We start from the raw sequence: 17080 nt of genomic DNA, 5'->3' as shown, positions 1-17080 counted from the left end.
AGTCCCAAACGGGTTCCGGAACGAATCAGCGGATCGCTACTCGTCGGGGAGCCACGTGCCGCGGTAGATGGATGCGATCTCGAGATCGACCGCGTCTAGTCCGACGATGATATCCTCGTCGGGGTTCAGGTCCTCAGTCTCCCACTCCTCGAGGAAGGCGACGGCGTCCTCGCGGTCGCCGTAGGGGCGCGGGTCGATCCCCATCGGGTCGTCGGCGGCCTCGTCGTCGGTGATGAGGACGAAATGGGCCTCGGTCGCGTCGATGAGGTCGCCGGTCCGGCGGTCGACCGTCCACGCCCCGGTGATCGGTGACTCCGGCGTCGACGAGGCGATGTAGGCGAACAGACAGCCCGGGGACTCGAACGTCGCCCCCAGCCCGTTTTCGTGAACGAGTTGCCCACGACCGCCGAAGTATTTTTGAACCGACATACTGCAGACTGCACAGACATCGTCGTCACCGAACTCGACCGGTCCCTCCTCGACGCCCTCCATCGTCGGCTCGTACACCTGCGCCTGAGAGCCGTCGTCCTCGTCGTCACCGCCGAGACACCCCGCGATGCCAGCGGCTGCGCCTACCCCGAGCGCACCCAACAGTTCCCGGCGCTCGAGTCGCTTGCGGTCAGTCATGGTCCGTCCTAGCGGCCCAACGGGCAAAAACGAGCGTGGTACACCTCTCGAATCCGAACGGAACGGCCTCTCCCGACCGGCCTCGCCGATCACTCGAGTTGCGCTTTCGCCAGCCGGTGGCGTGCCCGGAACATGGCCTCGAAGCCGAGCGTCGAGACGGGCTCGACCGCGTCGCCGAGGCCGCCGAACGGCAGGTCGTACTCCACGCGATCCCGGATGACTGTCTGCTCCCGGTCGGCGAAGAACGCGTGCGTGTGCTCCCAGTGGTCGAACGGGCCGTGCACCATCTCGTCGCGAAAGTACGCCGTTCCCTCGCCGCGCTCGCGGGCCGTGATCACCGACGTCCAGTGCTGGCGCGGCCCCACGCCAAACGGGCGCATCGACAGCGCGATTTCCGACCCGGGCTCGAGTACGTCCGGCTCCGGCTCGCCGTCGGGACCGATCACGCGCTCGACGCGCAGATGGAGCCAGTCGGGCGTGACCGCCTCGAGCCCGGAAATCCGCGAATGAAACCCCCAGACCGAGTCGAACGGCGAGTCGACGGTCGTTTCGCGTTCGTATGTCTGCATGAACTATCCTGGAGTACGACGCCCAGCCTGAAAACTGAAATCCCAACGGCGACGACGGAGAGCGTCAGGGGAGTTACTTCAGCCGTTCCTGCAAGAACGAGGGATGGGCCGCGGTGACGCCGTCGATCTCGAGGAGTTCCTCGGAGATAATCTCGCCGAGGGCGTCGCCGTCCTCGGCGCGCACTTCGGCCATCAGCATGTGGTCGCCGCTGGAACTGTACAGCGCCTCGACCTCCTCGAGGTCCTTGATCGCTTTCGTCGCCTCGACGTAACGCTCGCTTGCCACGTCCAGTCCGACCAGCGCGATCGTCTGACTCGAGAGCTTTTTCGGGTCGATATCGGCTGAATAGCCGACGATGACACCCTCCTCCTCGAGTTGATTGATGTACTTGCGTACTGTGGGCTTCGAGACGTTCGCCCGCTCGGCGATCTCGGCGTAGGACGCCTGTGCGTCCTCCTCGAGAACATCGAGAATACGGTCTTCCGTCGCCTGCGTACTCATGAGAGTATGTTTTGCTCGGGCAGAAAAATATCTTTTGTATACGAAAACGACGGATATCCGAACGGAAGACGGCGAGCGGGCGGCTGTCAGGCCACAGTTCGACCGGATAACCGCCGGACTTATTCGCCCGCTGGGCCCAGATTCCACACCGGTATGGTCGACCCGAATCTCGTCAGCGGTTTCGTCTGGGTGCTCTGCGGGCTCGCGATTCTGGGACTCGGCTCTCTCATCGCGTTCCGCGGGCGCGTCGACCTCCACGCGAACTACGACGAGTCGGTCGACCCGGGCCACGCGGCCCGGTGGGCCGGCGGGACCGCCCTCCTCATGGGGGTCCTCGTGGTGGCGTACGGCATACGCGAGATGCGGGCCGGCTTCGATCCCCGCTTTCTCGCAGGACTGATCGTCGCCTTGCTCGTCCTGCGATACCTCTCGACCCTGTTCGCCGGCGGATTCGGCGCTCACGAGTAACCGGTGGCCAACTGCGGCGACAGCAGTACCCGGACCGACGAGTTAATGATTGCTGAAACGTGAGGTGGATAACATGTTGGCCAGCGATCGTGACCCCCGATCTCCCCTCTTCGCCGTCGCGCTGGCGCTCGTGCTCCTGACCGCGGGCTGTGCCACGCTGCCGAGTAGCGGCCCGACGCCGGCCGACCTCGAGCAGGAAATCAGCGAGGCCGAGCCACCGAACGACGTCACCGCGACGGTCGAGGTTCGCCGGACCGTTGACGGCGAAACGACTCAGTACACCGAAGACGTGTGGCTCCGAGCCGACGGGAAGAGCCGAATCGAAACCAGCGCCGGCGGCGCGGATACCGTCATCGCGGACGACGGCGACGAGCGCTGGCACTACGACGCCACACACAACTGGGCGACTCGCCTCGAGACCGATCCGAACGCGACATCGTATCTCGAGGGACTGTACGACCAGCAAGAGCGCTACCTCGAGGCCTACGAGATCACGGCGACCGAGGAGACGACGGTCGACGGCCGCGACGCCTACCGCGTCGCGTTCGATCCGCCGGACGGCGAGACGATCGAGCGCTCGATCAGTGTCCTGATCGAGGACACCGAGTACGTCATTCCGCTAGCGACCAGCGAGGGCGAGCCCGCCGACCGCAGCGTCGACCGCGTCGAGGTCTGGTACGATCAGGAGACGCTGTTCCCGGTCAAACACGCGGTCGAGGGTGAGGGGGTCTCCCTCGAGCGGACCTACCGAAACCTCTCGATCGACGGCGGGATCGACGACGAGCGCTTCGCGTTCGACCCGCAGGCGGCGGGTGCGAACGGCACGCACGTCGAGTCGATCGAGTTCCCGTCGATCGGCAGCTACGAGACCGTCGACGCGGCCGACGCGGCCGTCCCGTTCGCGATCGCCGAGCCGCCGGCGGACGCGCTGCCCGACGCGGTCGAACTCGACTCGATCACGAGCTACGAGTTCCCCGACGAGAACCGGACGCAGGTCTCGCTCCAGTACCGAACGCCGGACGACGAGACGGTGTCGGTCACGACCAGTGACGGCCCGCGACGGTTCGCGGTCGGCGGCGACGCGGTCGCGGTCGGAGCCACGAGGGGAACGATCGCCGAAACTGACGAGGGGACCGAGTTACAGTGGTCGTGTGGCGAGCAAACCTATTCGGTCTTCGCCGACGAGGCGTTCGACGACGGCACGGCCGTGGCGGTCGGCGAGTCACTCCGGACTGACTGCTAACGGAGTCGATATCCCGTTCCTGTCCCCGCACGTTGCACTCGTGGGACTGTGAACCGTCTCGAGTCGAGTCGGACGACTGCGAAAAAACGAACCGCGGAGATCGCGCGAATCGGGTCTACGTGTGGCGCTCGAGCAGGTCGTAGCTGCGCTCCCACTCGACGTCCTCGTCGAAGTACCGCTCTGCAAGCGGCTGGTCGGGAAGTTCGCCGACGGCGGACTTCTCTTCCTGGTAGGACGGGCGGTCCTCGTCGACGTAGTAGCGGCCGGTCAGGACGGTGCCCTCGTTGAGCACGTCCTCGGTCTCACGCATCATCTCGGCCGCTTCCGCGCGGTCGTGGATGTCGTGATCGTAGTCGTCGGACTCCTGGATGTCGACGTAGGGGACGTACTGTCGGGCGTCCTTGTTCCACGTCGGACACTGGGTCAGGAAGTCAATGTGTGCGAAGCCGTCGTGCTCGATGGCTTCCTTGATGATCTCCTTTGCCTGATTCGGATTGACCGCAGCGGTGCGAGCGACGTAGCTCGCGCCAGCGGTCAGCGACTGTGACAGCGGCCGAATCGGCGTCTTCGCGCTGCCCGAGGGCTGGGTCTTGGACTTGTGGCCCTTCGGGCTGGTCGGTGAGGTCTGGCCCTTCGTCAGGCCGAAGATCTCGTTGTTGAACACGATATAGGTCATATCGTGGTTCTCCCGCGCCGAGTGGATGAAGTGGTTGCCGCCGATTCCGTAGCCGTCGCCGTCACCGCCGGCGGCGATGACCTCGAGGTCGGTGTTGGCGAGCTTTGCGGCGCGGGCCACGGGCAGCGAGCGCCCGTGGATCGTATGGAACCCGTACGTGTCGAGGTAGCTGTTTAGCTTCCCGGAACAGCCGATCCCGGTGACGGTCAGCACCTCTTCGGGCGTCTTGCCGATCTCCGGCAGCGCCTGTTTCAGTGACTTCAGAACGCCGAAGTCACCACAGCCCGGACACCACGTCGGCTGCGGTTCGACGCCGGGGGTAAACTCGTCCCGGTCGATTTCCCGTTCCTCTCCGATCGCGTTGAATGCACTCATGGTTCAGTCACCTGCAGCGGGTTCGATTCGTACCTGTGCGGTCGGTTCGCGGTCCTCGTCGGCGAGGTTAACCTCGTAGCCCTCGACGATCTCGGCGGGCTCGAAGGGGTTGCCGTTGTACTTCAGCAGGCTGGTCAGCTTCTCGCCGAAGCGACCCAGTTCCTTCTGGAGCAGGCCGCGGAACTGCGCGGTGGCGTTCATCTCGACGACCAGCGCCTCGTCGACGCTCTCGAGGAACTCGGTCACTTCTGTCTCGGGGAACGGCATCATATCGGAGACGCTGATCCCTTTGACGGAGTGGCCGTTCTCGTTGAGTCGGCCGATGGCCTCCTCGACGGCACCCTGGCTCGAGCCCCACGTGATGATGCCGTAGTCGGCCTCCTCGGGCCCGAAGTAGGTCTGGGTGGACTCGCGCTCCTCGTCGAGTTCCCGACGGATCGACTCGAGTTTCTCGAGACGACGGTCCATCTGGGCGACGCGGTTGTCGGGGTCTTCGCTGATGTGCCCGACGGGCGAGTGCTCGTTACCGGTCGCGAGGTATCGCCCGCCCTTCTGGCCGGGCAGCGACCGCGGGCTGACGCCGTTCTCGGCGTCCTCGTGGTTGAACCGCTTGAACTTCCCGGAGTTGTCGTGTGCGGCCTCTCGAAGCTCGTCTTCGGTCAGCGTCGACCCGAGATCCGGCTTGGGTTCGCGGTCGAAGAACTCGAGATCGACGTTGGTGTTCTCGCCGCCGAGCTTCTGGTCGTAGATGAGGATCGCGGGGATCTGGTAGTCCCACGCGATCTCGAAGGCGAGTCGGGTCTGTTCGTAGGCCTCTTCGATGTTGCCCGGCGCGAAGACGACGCGCTGGGAGTCGCCCTGACTCGTGTAGAGCACGTGCTCTAGGTCGGACTGTTCGGGCTTGGTCGGCATCCCGGTCGAGGGACCAGCGCGCATGGCCTCGATGAGAACCAGCGGCGTCTCGGTCATCTCGGCGAGCCCGAGCGGTTCGCTCATTAGCGCGAAGCCGCCGCCCGAAGAGCCGGACATGGCCTTGACGCCGGCGTGACTCGCGCCCACTGCGAGCGCGGCCGCGGCGATCTCGTCTTCGACCTGCTCGGAGACGCCGCCCATGTCGGGGAAGTTCTGGCTGAGGATGGTGAACACGTCCGTCCACGGCGTCATCGGGTAGCCGGCAATGAACCGACAGCCGGCGTCGATCGCGCCGTAGGCGATCGCGTTCGAGCCCGACAGCAGCGCCTGCTGACTCTCGTGAGAGCCTTCGGGGACCCGAAGGTCGTGCTCGAAGTCGTACTCCTCCGTGACGATGTCGTGGGCCTCGTGGAGGATCTCGAGGTTCGACTCGAGGATGTCCCCGCCCATGGCGTCTGCCATCAGGTCCTCGATGTGCTCGAGATCCATGTCGAGCAGCGCAGCGGTGACGCCGACGCCGGCGGTGTTGCGCATGACCTCGCGGCCGTGCTCGCGAGCGAGCGACCGGAGGTCCATCGGGAAGACGTGCCAATCGTTCGCTTCGGCGCGTTCCTCGAGATCGATCGCCTCAACGTCTTCCTCACTGACGAGTCCCTCGTCGTAGACGATGATCCCGCCCTCGCGGAGGTCGTCTAAGTTCTCCGAGAGGGGTTTGATCTCTTCGTTTCCGTAGTAGGCCTCTTCCTGTGGGTTGCGAGCGAAGGAGTCGCCCAGTGCGAGCAGGAAGTTGTAGCCGTCGCCACGGGACTGTACTTCGTGGTCTGCGGCCCGGATCTCGACGTAGGTGTGGCCACCGCGAATCCGCGACGGATAGTGGCGGTGTGTAAATACGTCGAGCCCCGAGCGCATCAGCGCCTTGGCAAAGTTCTGGCTCGTCGAGTCGATCCCGTCTCCGGAACCGCCCGCGATTCGCCAGATGAGTTCGTCGCTGCTCATAGGTGGATCAGTGGCCGATGGGCCAACCGTACCCGGATTTTCGGTCTACCGTACCTAAAGCCTTTGCTATAGATTACCAAGGAACTTTCGTGAAGAATGGACAGCCATTGAAGAATATGTATGAAAGATCATTACTATAAGCGCAACGCGAGCGCCTACTTGTCCACATTCGTTCGGAGAACGGAAACCGCGTTCGTGACCATTGAACTACTCTGCCGTGTTCGACCGTTTTCCTAGGCTACTACGCGAGGGCGGCAGGATCGACCGGCTCGAGTCCCGTCTCCGCGACGAAATCGGCGAGGAAGTCGACGCGATCAGGGATCTCACTGGGACGATGAGAATCGGTGCCGACGGTGACGGCCACGTCGTGGTCGCGCAGAATGGACAGCAATCGGTCGGAGGGATGGACGATCTCGGCGTCGGTCAGCGCTCGGCCGGCGTTGATCTCGGGAACCGTTCGGGAATCGGCGAACGCTCGCGCCACCCGCTGATATTGCGCCTCCGTCGCCCGTCCCCGCAGTGGCGGTGTCCGCTCGAGCAGGTCGACATGGGCCGCGATATCGAACAGGTCCGACTCAACGAGCGCGGTCAGCGTCTCGAAGTAGTCGTCGATGACAGCATCGCGCTCGGCGTCGGACATCGCTGTGAAGTTCGACGCGACCTGGACGTTATTGCCGCCGATGTCGTGGACGCTCCCGATCGCGTAGTCGAACTCAGCCTCCTCGAGAAACGCATCGATCGCGCCCTCGTCGCGCGGGTCGTAGTCCATCTCGACCGCGTCGTAGATCTCGAGGTCGAACTCCTCGCGGACCCGTTCGATTCCTCGCCGACGCCGCTCGTAAGTGAGGTCGAGGTTGAAGCCATAGAGGCTGCGCATCGATTCGGGTCGCCCGCGCGGGGCCACGTTGCAGTGGTCGGCGAAGCCCACGCCCTCGAGGCCGGCGCTTTCGGCGGCGCGTACCATCCTCCTGAGAAAGCCGCCATCCGAGTAGTTCGAGTGGACGTGAAAATCGCGCATAGGCCGTCGACCACGAAAGACGGGTTAGTAGTTTCGCTCGCGGAACAGGTTCGAACAGTGAACCGCAGTTTTAAACATTGGATAGCGGACATATTCGCTGCTCGAACGGAGTAACATCGGTGTAATCACCTAACACTGGTATCCGCGAGCGCTTAAGTCGGACACGGCCCCATTCACGTGTACGGATACGTTCAAATGTCACAGCAAAAATCTGATTACGTAGACGACGCCGAGATCGACGCGACGCTCGACGAACTCCCGACCGACGACGCCGTCGAGACGGCCGTCGAGAACCTCGAGGCCAACGGTTTCGACGTCGTCGTCGCCGACTCGGCCGACGAGGCCCTCGACGCGGTCCAGTCACAGATCCCCGCCGACGCGTCGGTGATGAACGGCCACTCCACGACCCTCGAGGAGATCGGCTTCGCAGAGTACCTCTTGGAGGGCGACCACGAGTGGGAGAGTCTGGCCGACGAGATCTGGAGCATCGACGACGACGCGAAGCGCCAGGCCGCTCGCCGAGAGTCACAGACCGCCGACTACTTCCTCGGCGGCATCAACGCGATTGCCCAGACCGGCGAACTCGTCGCCGCCGACCGCTCGGGCAGTCGGATCGGGGCGTACCCCTTCGCCGCGAGCAACGTCGTCATCGTCAGCGGCGTCAACAAGATCGTGCCGACGCTCGACGACGCCCTCGAGCGCCTCGAATCGGTGGCCTACCCCCTCGAGAACGAACGCGCACAGGAGGCCTACGGCGTCGAGTCGGCCATCGCCAAGGAACTCATCTTCCGCCAGGAACTCGAGGAGGGGCGGACGACCGTCGTGCTCGTCCGCGAGCAGCTGGGATACTAACGAGCCGATCACGCTCGGATAGTCTCTGCAGTGCAGAGACACCCCTGACACGGTGTTTTCGCGCTACCGATTTCGCACAGTATCGAGACTGTCATGATGGTGGATCTATCACGTCGGCGCAGATATGTTAATCATTGTTCGTGATGTACAATCACTGATCAACGCAGATGCAACTCACAGAAACACGGGAAGTCGCGTGTCCCGAATGCGGTGAATCGAGTACCATACCGGTCCCTGACGCCGATGTGGAACTGAAAATCAGCCCGTATCGAGCGGCCTTCGGAGAACACACGAAGGTGGAGTGCTCGGCTGCGCACACGTTCTGGGTCTACTACTGCTAATAGGACCAACTGCGTCTACAACGAGGGTGTGCCGTCGGACCGGCGAGTTACTCGTTTTTCGGGTTGCTCGGATGGTAGTCCGTGTCGTACTCGCCGGGCCGGTCGTCGACACGGTCGGGGTTGATCCGGCCGCTCAGGAGCATGAAGTCGACCAGTGTCAGCGCGAGCATCGCCTCGACGACGGGGACGCCCCGCGGCGGGAGGACGGGGTCGTGACGGCCGATTACCTTCTCCTCTTTGAGTTCGCCTGTCTCCCAGTCGGCGGTCTGCTGGGATTTCGGGATCGAGGTTGGCGCGTGGAGCGTTACTTCGCCGTAGATGGGCTCGCCGCTCGAGATGCCTCCTTGAATTCCGCCGTGGTCGTTTTCGACCGGCGTCGGGTTGCCCTCGTCGTCGAACTCCCAGTCGTCGTTTCGCTCTTTGCCGGTCCACTCGGTTGCCTCGGTCCCGAGGCCGAACTCGAAGGCCGTCGTCGCCGGCACCGCCATCATGGCCTGGCCGAGCCGCGCGGACAGCGAGTCGAAGCGGGGTGCGCCCAGCCCGACCGGAACCCCCTGCGCTTCGAAGTAGATGCTGCCGCCGATAGAGTCGCCTTCCTCCTGGTACTCTTCGATCCGCTCTTGCATCCGCTCGGCGGTCTCGGGGTGGGCACAGCGGACGTCGTTCTCTTCGGAGTGTTCCTTGATCTGCTCGAAGCTCACGTCGGGGGCCTCGATATCGCCGATCTGGTTGACGTGGGCCTTGAGTTCGATTCCCTCCTGTGCGAGGATTTTTTTCGCGATCGCACCCGCGGCGACCCAGTTGACCGTCTCACGGGCCGACGAGCGGCCGCCGCCGCCCCAGTTGCGCGTCCCGAACTTCGCCGAGTAGGTGAAGTCGCCGTGAGAGGGTCGGGGTGCGGTGATAAAGGGTTCGTACTTGCCCGAGCGGGCGTCCTTGTTCTGGATGACCAGCCCGATCGGCGTGCCGGTCGTGTAGCCGTCCTGAACCCCCGACTTGATCGAGACGTCGTCGGGTTCGCCGCGGCTGGTCGTGATCATCGATTGGCCCGGCTTTCGCCGGTCGAGATCTGCCTGAATGTCCTCTTCGGAAAGCTCGAGGCCGGCCGGACAGCCCGAAACCGTACAGCCCATCGCCTCCCCGTGGCTCTCGCCGAACGTGGTCACCTGAAAGAGGCGACCGAAGCGGTTGCCGTTCATTACCACGTCGTCGGTGGCGGGGCCACTTAGCGGTGCAGGGTTCGAACGCGGCCCGATTCCCGCCCCGGGACTCGAGCGAGCCGTAAGTCTGTGCGCTGCCCGGCCTTTCAGGCGGACGTCGTCCCGGCGACCGTCGCCCACAGCGAGGCGAGCGTCGCGACGAGGGTCAACGCGATCGCGACGGTATAGCCCCCAGTGTAGGCGATACTCGAAGTGCCGAGCAAGGGCATGATCAGGGCGCTGGTCCCGATCGCGACGTTGAACACGCCGACGATCGCGGTGTCTTTCTCCGGATCGTAGATGCCCATCACCAGCGGCACGTACAGCGTCGCACAGCCGCCCAGTCCGAGTCCGGTCAGGAATATCGCGACCACGAGAACCGATAGGTGTGGCAGGAACAACAGCGCGATACCGGCGGCCGCACAGCAAATCGAGGCGAGGAAGGCCCGACGCGAGCCGACCAGGTCGGTCGCGTAACCGCTGCCGAGCCGTGAGATAATGCTTACGCCGCCAATCAGGCCGTACGCGGTCGCGGCGTCGGCTGTGGTCAACCCCCGCGCGGCGAACAGGTCGATCGCGTACGCCGTCAGCAGTTGGTACCAGGCGAAGGCCAGCCCGACCCCGACGAACAACAGCCGGAAGCTTCGGGTGCCGACCAGTCCGCGGGTCCACTCGAGGAGGTCGCCGGCCGTCGCCGTCGAGCGCTCCGCCCAGGTCGGCCGGCGACAGGTGAGTCCGGCGAGCAGGAACGTGACTGCGGTTACGGCCATGATCGCGAGAAAGCCCTGCCGGACGCCGACACGCGTAAGAGTCCGTTGCCAAATCGGCGGCAGGACGAACAGTCCCAGCCCGTTCCCGACGAAAATGAGTCCCGTGGCAGCACCGCGACGCCGGTCGAACCAGCGGGGGACCACCGACGCGAGCACCACGAAGACCGTGCCGAGCGCCAGCCCGAGGACGGCGAACACGACCGTCAGCCCGACTGGGGATTCCACTGCGTACAGCGTCGGGGCGATCGCGCCGATGGCGACGGCACAAGCGAGCAACACGATGCGGGCCGGAACCCGGGCGGCGAAGACCCCGATCACACCGGACCCGATGAAAAACGTGAACAGCATGACGGCGAAGACCCCCGAGAGCGCGACCGGCGACACCCCGAAGGCTTCGCCGAACGGCTGCTGGAAGACGCCGTAGGAGAACGCCGTACCGAACGTAAAGACCATCGCGATCGCGCCGACGATCGCCACGACCCAGCTGCGGCGGCTGTCGGGACGTTCACCGGTTCCGGGTTCGGTCGTCACGTCCTCGCGTCGCCGGTCCGCCGTCGAAAACGTTCCGTTTCGGACCCGGATCCGGGTGTGAAAGATACCGGATACGTACACGATAGAGACTGAGACACTGCGGTACTGCGACTCGATTCGACTCACCCCACCGATGTCACCACGCTTATACAGCTCACCGCGAAAGTCCGCGGGTAGAACCAATGCGCTGGCAGTACCGGACGACGGTGCTCGTGCTCTGTCTGCTCGCCTTTTTCGTCACCTACTTCGCGCGGATGGCGATCAGTCCGGTCATTCCGTTCATCGTCGCGGATTTCGGCGTCTCGAACGCGGAAATCGGGCTCGCGCTGACGGGGATGTGGCTCGCCTACGGGCTCTCGCAGTTCCCGAGCGGCGTCCTCAGTGATCGGTACGGGGAGAAACCGGTCATCCTCATCGCCGTCGGCGGGACCGTAATCGCGAGCGTCTTGCTCGCGTTCTCGCCGGTCTTCGCCGCGTTCGTCGTCCTCGCGGTCGGACTCGGCCTCATCGCGGGGCTGCACTACGCCGTCGCGACGACGCTGCTCTCGCGGACCTACGACGAAGTCGGCCGCGCGGTCGGGATCCACTCGATGGGCGGGCCGCTTGCCGGACTGGTCGCCCCCGTCGCGGCGGCGTGGGTGGGGACCCGGTACGGCTGGCGGCCGGCGCTCGCGCTCACCGTCGCGGTCGGCGTGCCGGTCTTCGCGCTGTTCGCGTGGCGGATCCGACCGACCGAACCGCGGCGGCCGGAGCAACCAATGCGCGACCGGTTCGAGGTTGCGACGCTGTTCGAACTCGTCTCGCGGCCGGCCGTCGCGTTCACGCTCGCGATCGCCATGCTCGGGACGTTCATCGTGCAGGGACTGCTCACGTTCCTACCGACCTTCTTCGTCGAGCACCGCGGCTACTCCGCGACGGTCGCCGGAACGGCCTTCTCCGCGTTTTTCGTCGTGCGAACCGTCGGCCAGTTCCTGCTGGGTGCCCTCTCCGACCGGTACGGGCGCGACCTCGCGATCGGCGGCTCGATGCTCGCCGGGACGATCGGTTGCTTCGGACTAGTGGCGGGGCAATCGCGGGTCACCGTTGGCATCGCCGTCCTGCTGGCCGGCCTCGGCTCGAGTTTCTTCGCGGCGCTCGATCCGCGATTCCTCGACCAGTTCGGCGACGCCGAACGCGGTGCCGGCTTCGGGCTCGTCCGGACGTGTTACACCGTCGTCGGCTCCGCCGGCTCCGTTGGCGTCGGCCTGCTGGCCGATCTGTTCGGCTGGGGAACATCGTTTCTCGTCCTCGGCGGGCTGTTCGCGATCACCGTCTGTTCGCTCGCCGTGAACCGAGCATTTGGCCTCGGCTACTGACCGCAGTGTCAACGCACGACGACCACGCGAGCCGTCTCGAACGCCGCCCTCCTGCTCGTCTCGCGATCGCATGTGAACGCCATAACTTACAGAAAACTATGCTAACACATATACATATTATTATATGTGTGTCGCAGTCCTTCTAGGAAATAGGAAGTTCTCTTCCGATACTATGACCGCATCCACCATCTCTCCAGACGCGCACAACACGTTCGAAAGCACCATTCGCGGCTACACGGTCGGCGGCCGCGCCCACAGCCTCTCGGCGTGGTTCGTCCTCTCGCTCCGGCTCATGATGGGGTGGGCCTTCGCCTACTCCGGGTTCACGAAGCTCGTCGCAGCCGAACCGTTCAGCGCCGGCGGTTACCTGACCACCGTCGCAGCGACCAACGGCAACCCCCTCGCGAGCGTCTTCGCGTGGATGGGGTCGACCCCGTGGGTCGTCGAATTCGTGAACGTCGCCGTTCCGTGGGGCGAACTCCTCATCGGTCTCGGGCTGCTCGTCGGTGCGTTCGTCCGCCTCGCGGCCTTGTTCGGTGCGCTCATGATGCTCCTGTTCTACTTCGGCAACTGGGACATGGCTCACGGGTTCATCAACGGCGACTTCGCGTACATGCTCGTCTTCCTCGCCGTCGCCGCCTTCGGTGCCGGCCGAATCCTCGGCCTCGACGCCCGACTCGAGACCTACGACCTCGGCGGCGAGACGCTCCTCGAGCGCTACCCGCGCCTCGAGTACCTCCTCGGATAGGCGGTCTCTGTCTCTCTTTTCTCGGTTCGTCGCTACAACCCGTTTCGGCTGCTACTCGCAACCCGTCACCCAATCAGCCGCGGACAGCAACGATCTCGAGCGGCTCAGGGCAGTTCGAACTCGATCGCCGCGCCCTGTCCGAAGCCGACGCACTCGGTTGCGATGCCGCGGTCGACGCCCTCGCGGTTCATCTCGTGGACCAGCGTTACCGGCAGTCGTGCGCCGGAACAGCCCAGCGGATGGCCGATGGCGATCGCGCCGCCGTTGACGTTTAGCTGATCGTCCGGAATACCGAGTTCGCGCTGGGAGTACAACGTCTGGCTGGCGAAGGCCTCGTTGATCTCGACGAGTCCGTAGTCGTCGATCTCGCGACCGGCGCGCTCGAGCAGGCCCTCCGTCGCCGGGACCGGGCCGACACCCATGATCGTCGGGTCGACGCCCGCGACGTAGCTGGTGCCGACTTTCGCGAGGACCTCGAGGTCGTTCTCGTCGGCGAATGCCTGACTGGTGAGCATCACACCGGCCGCGCCGTCGGCGATCTGGGAGGCGTTGCCGGGCGTGACCGTCCCGTCCTCCTTGAAGACGGTCGGCAGTTCGGCGAGCTTCTCGGGGGTCGTGCCGGGGCGAAGTCCCTCGTCCTCGTCGTGGACGCCGTCCGCTGTTTCGAGGGGGACGATCTCGTCGTCGAATTTGCCTTCCTCGGTTGCTTCGACCGCGCGCTGTTGGCTGCGCGCGCCGTACTCGTCCTGTTCCTCGCGGCTGATATCGTACTCCTCGGCGACCTTCTCGGCGGTCATCCCCATCTGGAGGTTCCGCATGCCGTACTCCTCATCGAGTTTCGGATACATCTCGCCGCTGTCGGCCGCGCCCATCTTGACACGACTCATGCTCTCGACGCCGCCGGCGATGACGGCGTCGTGGCGACCCGCGGCGATCGAGTCCGCGGCGCTGATGATCGCCTGCGCGGAGGAGGCACACTGGCGGTCGATGGTCGTCGCCGGCACCGACTCGCCGAGAGCCGAAAAGAGCGCGATCTGCCGTGCGATGTTCGTCCGCTGCTCCGAGCGCTGCTGGGCACAGCCCCACATTAGATCGTCGACGTCGTCACCCTCGACACCCGTCTCGGCGAGCATCTCGTCGACCAGCGGGATCGAGAGGTCTTCGCTGCGAATATCTGCGAGCGCACCGTCTTCTTTTCCCTGTGCCGTTCTAACAGCGCTAACGACCACTGGCGTATTATCTGACATTGTATGTAATCATTTTTCGATGGCATAAATAACTGCTCCATCCGGTAAGCAGTTCGGGAGCGGCACGCAACAACCGCGAAGCGGTTGATAAAGACACAACAGGCGTCACTGGGCCCGTTCCGACACCCACACGTTGATCGAGCGGCTCGAAGAGGACGAAGGTCCTACGTGACCGAGACGAACGCCGCGCTATACGGCCTTGTTACACAGCCTGTTAGTCAAAAATATTAACTGTGGCGCTGTTGGCCAGTACGTATGGTCCGCCGCCGCCAGATCCTCCTTACGACACTCGCCGCCGGAGCGACCACGACCGCGGGTTGCATGGGCGACGATCTCGCTGACGAACCGGCTGCCGACACGACTCCGGCAGATCTCGAGCGTCGGGACGACGGTATCTACGAGGTCAATATCGACGCGATCAGCGACGGACAGGTGCAGATCGTAGCGGGTGGTTCCACGGCAGGGACGGTTGTGTACGTCTCCCCGATCGGGGTCGAGTGGATCTACGGGCACCTTCGAGACGTCGATAGCTCGGCGTCGTTCGATATCGCTCCGGTCCTCGACACGACTGACGACGGAGCAACCCTCTTTGTGGCTCCGGTCTACGACGCGGACGCCGAGAACTGGACGATCAACGCCTACGCCGACGAGGCGTACTACGAGGCCCGGGAGACCCATCAGATCCACCTCGGGAAGTTCATGGGGACCGTCGCCGACCGGGACATCAAGGAACACGACGCGGCGTTTACCGAACATCACGACGGTGTCTATCGAGCGACCGTCGAGTACGGTCCGACGCCGGCTGCATCCGAGGATTCCCGCATCGTTCACGTCTCGAATATGACCGTCGCGGAATCCGATACCGACGAGACGGACTCCGAAGTCGGTGGCTACCTGAATCCGAACGTCGTCGACCGCGACCCGCCCGCGGTTCCGAACGCCGAGTTCTCGTTCGACTACGACGGCGCGGCCCGCCAAGTCACGATCACGTACGAGGGTAGCGATGCGTTCCAGAGCGAGTCTACGTGGATCGGAGTCGGCAGCGATCCCACCGACGAGCAGTTCTCCGGCGAGATCACGCCGGGCGATCAGCTCACCGTCGCAGTGACGGACGCGAGCCCGGGTGACGTACTCGTGATCGTCTGGAACAGCCCCGAAACGGACGACGGAATCCCGCTCGGCGGCTTCGAGATACCGGAGTAAGGGGTCACCCGAGCGAAGGGCCGAGAGCCCGCGCGAGGAAAACGGCTGCCAGCGATCTGCAGCTAGCCGCTTCCGTCAGACGACAGTCGCTACTGTCCGCCGTTACGCTCGAGGGCGACGCCTAACTCCTCGAGCACGTCGAAGAAGCCGGGGAACGAGACATCGACGTGGTCGGCACCCTCGATGGTGGTTTCGCCGTCGGCTGCCAGCCCGGCGAGTGCGAGCGCCATGATGATCCGATGGTCGTCGCACCCGGAGACGGTCGCGCCCTCGAGGTCCGAGTCGCCGCCGTGAACCGTCAGCGAATCCCGCTCTTCGGTCGTTGCAACGCCCATTTTCCCGAGTTCCTCGGCCATCGCGCTGACGCGGTCGGTCTCCTTGTAGCGGACGTGTTCGGCGTTCGTAATGTGCGTCTCGCCGTCCGCGACCGCGCCGAGCGTCGCGATCGTCGGCAGTAGGTCGGGTGTGTCCTCGACGTCGACCTCGATTCCGGAGAGCGGGGCCGCCGAGACGTCGATCGTTCCGTCGTCGCGGTCCCAGTCCACGTCGGCACCCATCCGCTCGACGATGTCGACGATGGCGCTGTCGCCCTGCGCGCTGGGGTGGGCACCCTCGATGCGGACGCCGTCGCCGTCGTCGCCGGCGATCGCACCCGCCGCGAGCGGGTACGAGATCGAGGAGAAGTCGCCGGGGACGGCGTACTCGCCGCCGGTTGGTGCATACGATTGCTCGCCGTCGACGGCGAAGCCGGTCTCCGTCTGCCGGGCCTCGACGCCGAAGTCCGCGAGCACCTCGAGCGTGATGTCGACGTAGGGGGCGGACTTGAGTTCCGTCTCGAGATCGATCGCGATCCCCTCGTCGGTGACCGCGCCGGCCATGAGCAGGGCGGTGATGTACTGGGAGGACACGTCGCCGGGGATCGACACCTCGCCGCCCGCGAGGGGGCCGGTGACGACCAGCGGGGCCTGTCCGTTCCCGCGGGTGCTCTCGGCCGCGGCGTCGAGGTCAGCCAGCGCCTCGAGCAGCGGCCCCTGAGGCCGCGAGCGCAGGGACTCGTCGCCGGTCAGGACTGTAGTCCCGTCAGCCAGCGCCGCCGCGGCGGTGACGAGCCGCATAGTCGTGCCGCTGTTCGCACAGTCGATAACGTCCGCCGGCACGTCGGGGCGGCCGTCGAAGCCGTCGACGTCGAGCGTCCCGTTCGCAGCCCGATCGACATCGCCGCCGAACAGTTCGATTGCACGGGCAGTCGCTTGCGTGTCCGCGCTCCAGAGTGCGTCGCGGACGGTCGCGCCGTCGGCGTAGCCCGCAGCGAGGATCGCCCGGTGGGTGTAGCTCTTCGAGGGCGGTGCCCGCGCCGTGCCGGCGACGCTCGAGGGCGTGATCGTGACGTTCATGCTCGCTCTGTGGAGTGGCCGCGCCTTACCGATACCGATCCCAGCAGTATCGAC

17 protein-coding genes are annotated in these 17080 nt (G+C 64.9%); 7 read left to right on the top strand and 10 right to left on the bottom strand.

Annotation, left to right across the window (positions count from 1 at the left end; translation table 11 throughout):
• Positions 1 to 36: 36 nt before the first annotated feature.
• The 3 genes from ACJYUO_RS02465 to lrpA1 form a co-directional block, all read right to left on the bottom strand.
• A complete protein-coding gene (locus tag ACJYUO_RS02465; RefSeq protein ID WP_494343825.1) occupies positions 37 to 627 on the bottom strand; it encodes a nitrous oxide reductase accessory protein NosL in 591 nt (196 codons plus the stop codon).
• An 89-nt stretch (positions 628 to 716) separates the two neighbouring features.
• On the bottom strand, positions 717 to 1196 hold the full coding sequence (locus tag ACJYUO_RS02460) for an SRPBCC family protein (protein ID WP_494343824.1): 480 nt from the start codon (positions 1194 to 1196) through the stop codon (positions 717 to 719).
• Positions 1197 to 1269: 73 nt separating this feature from the next.
• Entirely contained in the window at positions 1270 to 1698 is a 429-nt protein-coding gene (gene lrpA1, locus ACJYUO_RS02455; protein ID WP_494343823.1) for an HTH-type transcriptional regulator LrpA1, read from the bottom strand.
• A gap of 153 nt (positions 1699 to 1851) precedes the next feature.
• On the opposite strand from lrpA1, the gene ACJYUO_RS02450 reads away from it, so the two are divergent.
• Both ACJYUO_RS02450 and ACJYUO_RS02445 read left to right on the top strand, forming a co-directional pair.
• Positions 1852 to 2166: a hypothetical protein gene (locus ACJYUO_RS02450; protein WP_494343822.1), complete on the top strand. Its 315-nt coding sequence runs from the start codon at positions 1852 to 1854 to the stop codon at positions 2164 to 2166.
• 73 nt (positions 2167 to 2239) lie between these two features.
• Positions 2240 to 3409, top strand: coding sequence for a LolA family protein (locus tag ACJYUO_RS02445; RefSeq protein ID WP_494343821.1), 1170 nt, complete (start codon positions 2240 to 2242; stop codon positions 3407 to 3409).
• A 115-nt stretch (positions 3410 to 3524) separates the two neighbouring features.
• On the opposite strand, the gene ACJYUO_RS02440 is transcribed toward ACJYUO_RS02445, so the two are convergent.
• The 3 genes from ACJYUO_RS02440 to ACJYUO_RS02430 form a co-directional block, all read right to left on the bottom strand.
• Positions 3525 to 4460, bottom strand: coding sequence for a thiamine pyrophosphate-dependent enzyme (locus ACJYUO_RS02440; RefSeq protein WP_494343820.1), 936 nt, complete (start codon positions 4458 to 4460; stop codon positions 3525 to 3527).
• A 3-nt stretch (positions 4461 to 4463) separates the two neighbouring features.
• The gene (locus tag ACJYUO_RS02435) at positions 4464 to 6368 is read right to left on the bottom strand and encodes a 2-oxoacid:acceptor oxidoreductase subunit alpha (RefSeq protein WP_494343819.1); all 1905 of its coding nucleotides are present in this window, start codon (positions 6366 to 6368) and stop codon (positions 4464 to 4466) included.
• Between the two features lie 241 nt (positions 6369 to 6609).
• The gene (locus ACJYUO_RS02430; protein WP_494343818.1) at positions 6610 to 7386 is read right to left on the bottom strand and encodes a PHP domain-containing protein; all 777 of its coding nucleotides are present in this window, start codon (positions 7384 to 7386) and stop codon (positions 6610 to 6612) included.
• Between the two features lie 195 nt (positions 7387 to 7581).
• On the opposite strand from ACJYUO_RS02430, the gene ACJYUO_RS02425 reads away from it, so the two are divergent.
• Both ACJYUO_RS02425 and ACJYUO_RS02420 read left to right on the top strand, forming a co-directional pair.
• Positions 7582 to 8238, top strand: a complete 657-nt coding sequence (locus ACJYUO_RS02425; protein ID WP_494343817.1) for a lactate utilization protein — start codon at positions 7582 to 7584, stop codon at positions 8236 to 8238.
• 167 nt (positions 8239 to 8405) lie between these two features.
• Positions 8406 to 8579: a hypothetical protein gene (locus tag ACJYUO_RS02420; RefSeq protein ID WP_494343816.1), complete on the top strand. Its 174-nt coding sequence runs from the start codon at positions 8406 to 8408 to the stop codon at positions 8577 to 8579.
• Positions 8580 to 8626: 47 nt separating this feature from the next.
• Here the strand turns inward: ACJYUO_RS02420 and aroC are convergent, their stop codons facing one another.
• Both aroC and ACJYUO_RS02410 read right to left on the bottom strand, forming a co-directional pair.
• A complete protein-coding gene (gene aroC / locus ACJYUO_RS02415) occupies positions 8627 to 9778 on the bottom strand; it encodes a chorismate synthase (protein ID WP_494343815.1) in 1152 nt (383 codons plus the stop codon).
• A 107-nt stretch (positions 9779 to 9885) separates the two neighbouring features.
• The gene (locus tag ACJYUO_RS02410; RefSeq protein ID WP_494344423.1) at positions 9886 to 11001 is read right to left on the bottom strand and encodes an MFS transporter; all 1116 of its coding nucleotides are present in this window, start codon (positions 10999 to 11001) and stop codon (positions 9886 to 9888) included.
• Positions 11002 to 11261: 260 nt separating this feature from the next.
• Here ACJYUO_RS02410 and ACJYUO_RS02405 point away from each other — a divergent pair, with 260 nt between their 5' ends.
• Positions 11262 to 12434 (top strand): MFS transporter, encoded by a 1173-nt coding sequence (locus ACJYUO_RS02405; protein WP_494343814.1) that lies wholly within the window; start codon positions 11262 to 11264, stop codon positions 12432 to 12434.
• Positions 12435 to 12606: 172 nt separating this feature from the next.
• Complete coding sequence (locus ACJYUO_RS02400; protein WP_494343813.1) at positions 12607 to 13182, top strand: DoxX family membrane protein; 576 nt, start codon at positions 12607 to 12609, stop codon at positions 13180 to 13182.
• A gap of 104 nt (positions 13183 to 13286) precedes the next feature.
• Here ACJYUO_RS02400 and ACJYUO_RS02395 read toward each other — a convergent pair whose 3' ends face one another.
• Positions 13287 to 14429, bottom strand: coding sequence for a thiolase family protein (locus ACJYUO_RS02395; protein WP_494343812.1), 1143 nt, complete (start codon positions 14427 to 14429; stop codon positions 13287 to 13289).
• Between the two features lie 255 nt (positions 14430 to 14684).
• Here ACJYUO_RS02395 and ACJYUO_RS02390 point away from each other — a divergent pair, with 255 nt between their 5' ends.
• Positions 14685 to 15632, top strand: coding sequence for a hypothetical protein (locus ACJYUO_RS02390; protein WP_494343811.1), 948 nt, complete (start codon positions 14685 to 14687; stop codon positions 15630 to 15632).
• An 89-nt stretch (positions 15633 to 15721) separates the two neighbouring features.
• On the opposite strand, the gene aroA is transcribed toward ACJYUO_RS02390, so the two are convergent.
• On the bottom strand, positions 15722 to 17026 hold the full coding sequence (gene aroA / locus ACJYUO_RS02385) for a 3-phosphoshikimate 1-carboxyvinyltransferase (protein WP_494343810.1): 1305 nt from the start codon (positions 17024 to 17026) through the stop codon (positions 15722 to 15724).
• Positions 17027 to 17080: the final 54 nt, after the last annotated feature.

The organism is Natrinema sp. CRL1, from assembly GCF_059162405.1.
Note: the sequence above shows the minus strand (reverse complement) of the source record. Positions and strands in the feature narration are given on the sequence as shown.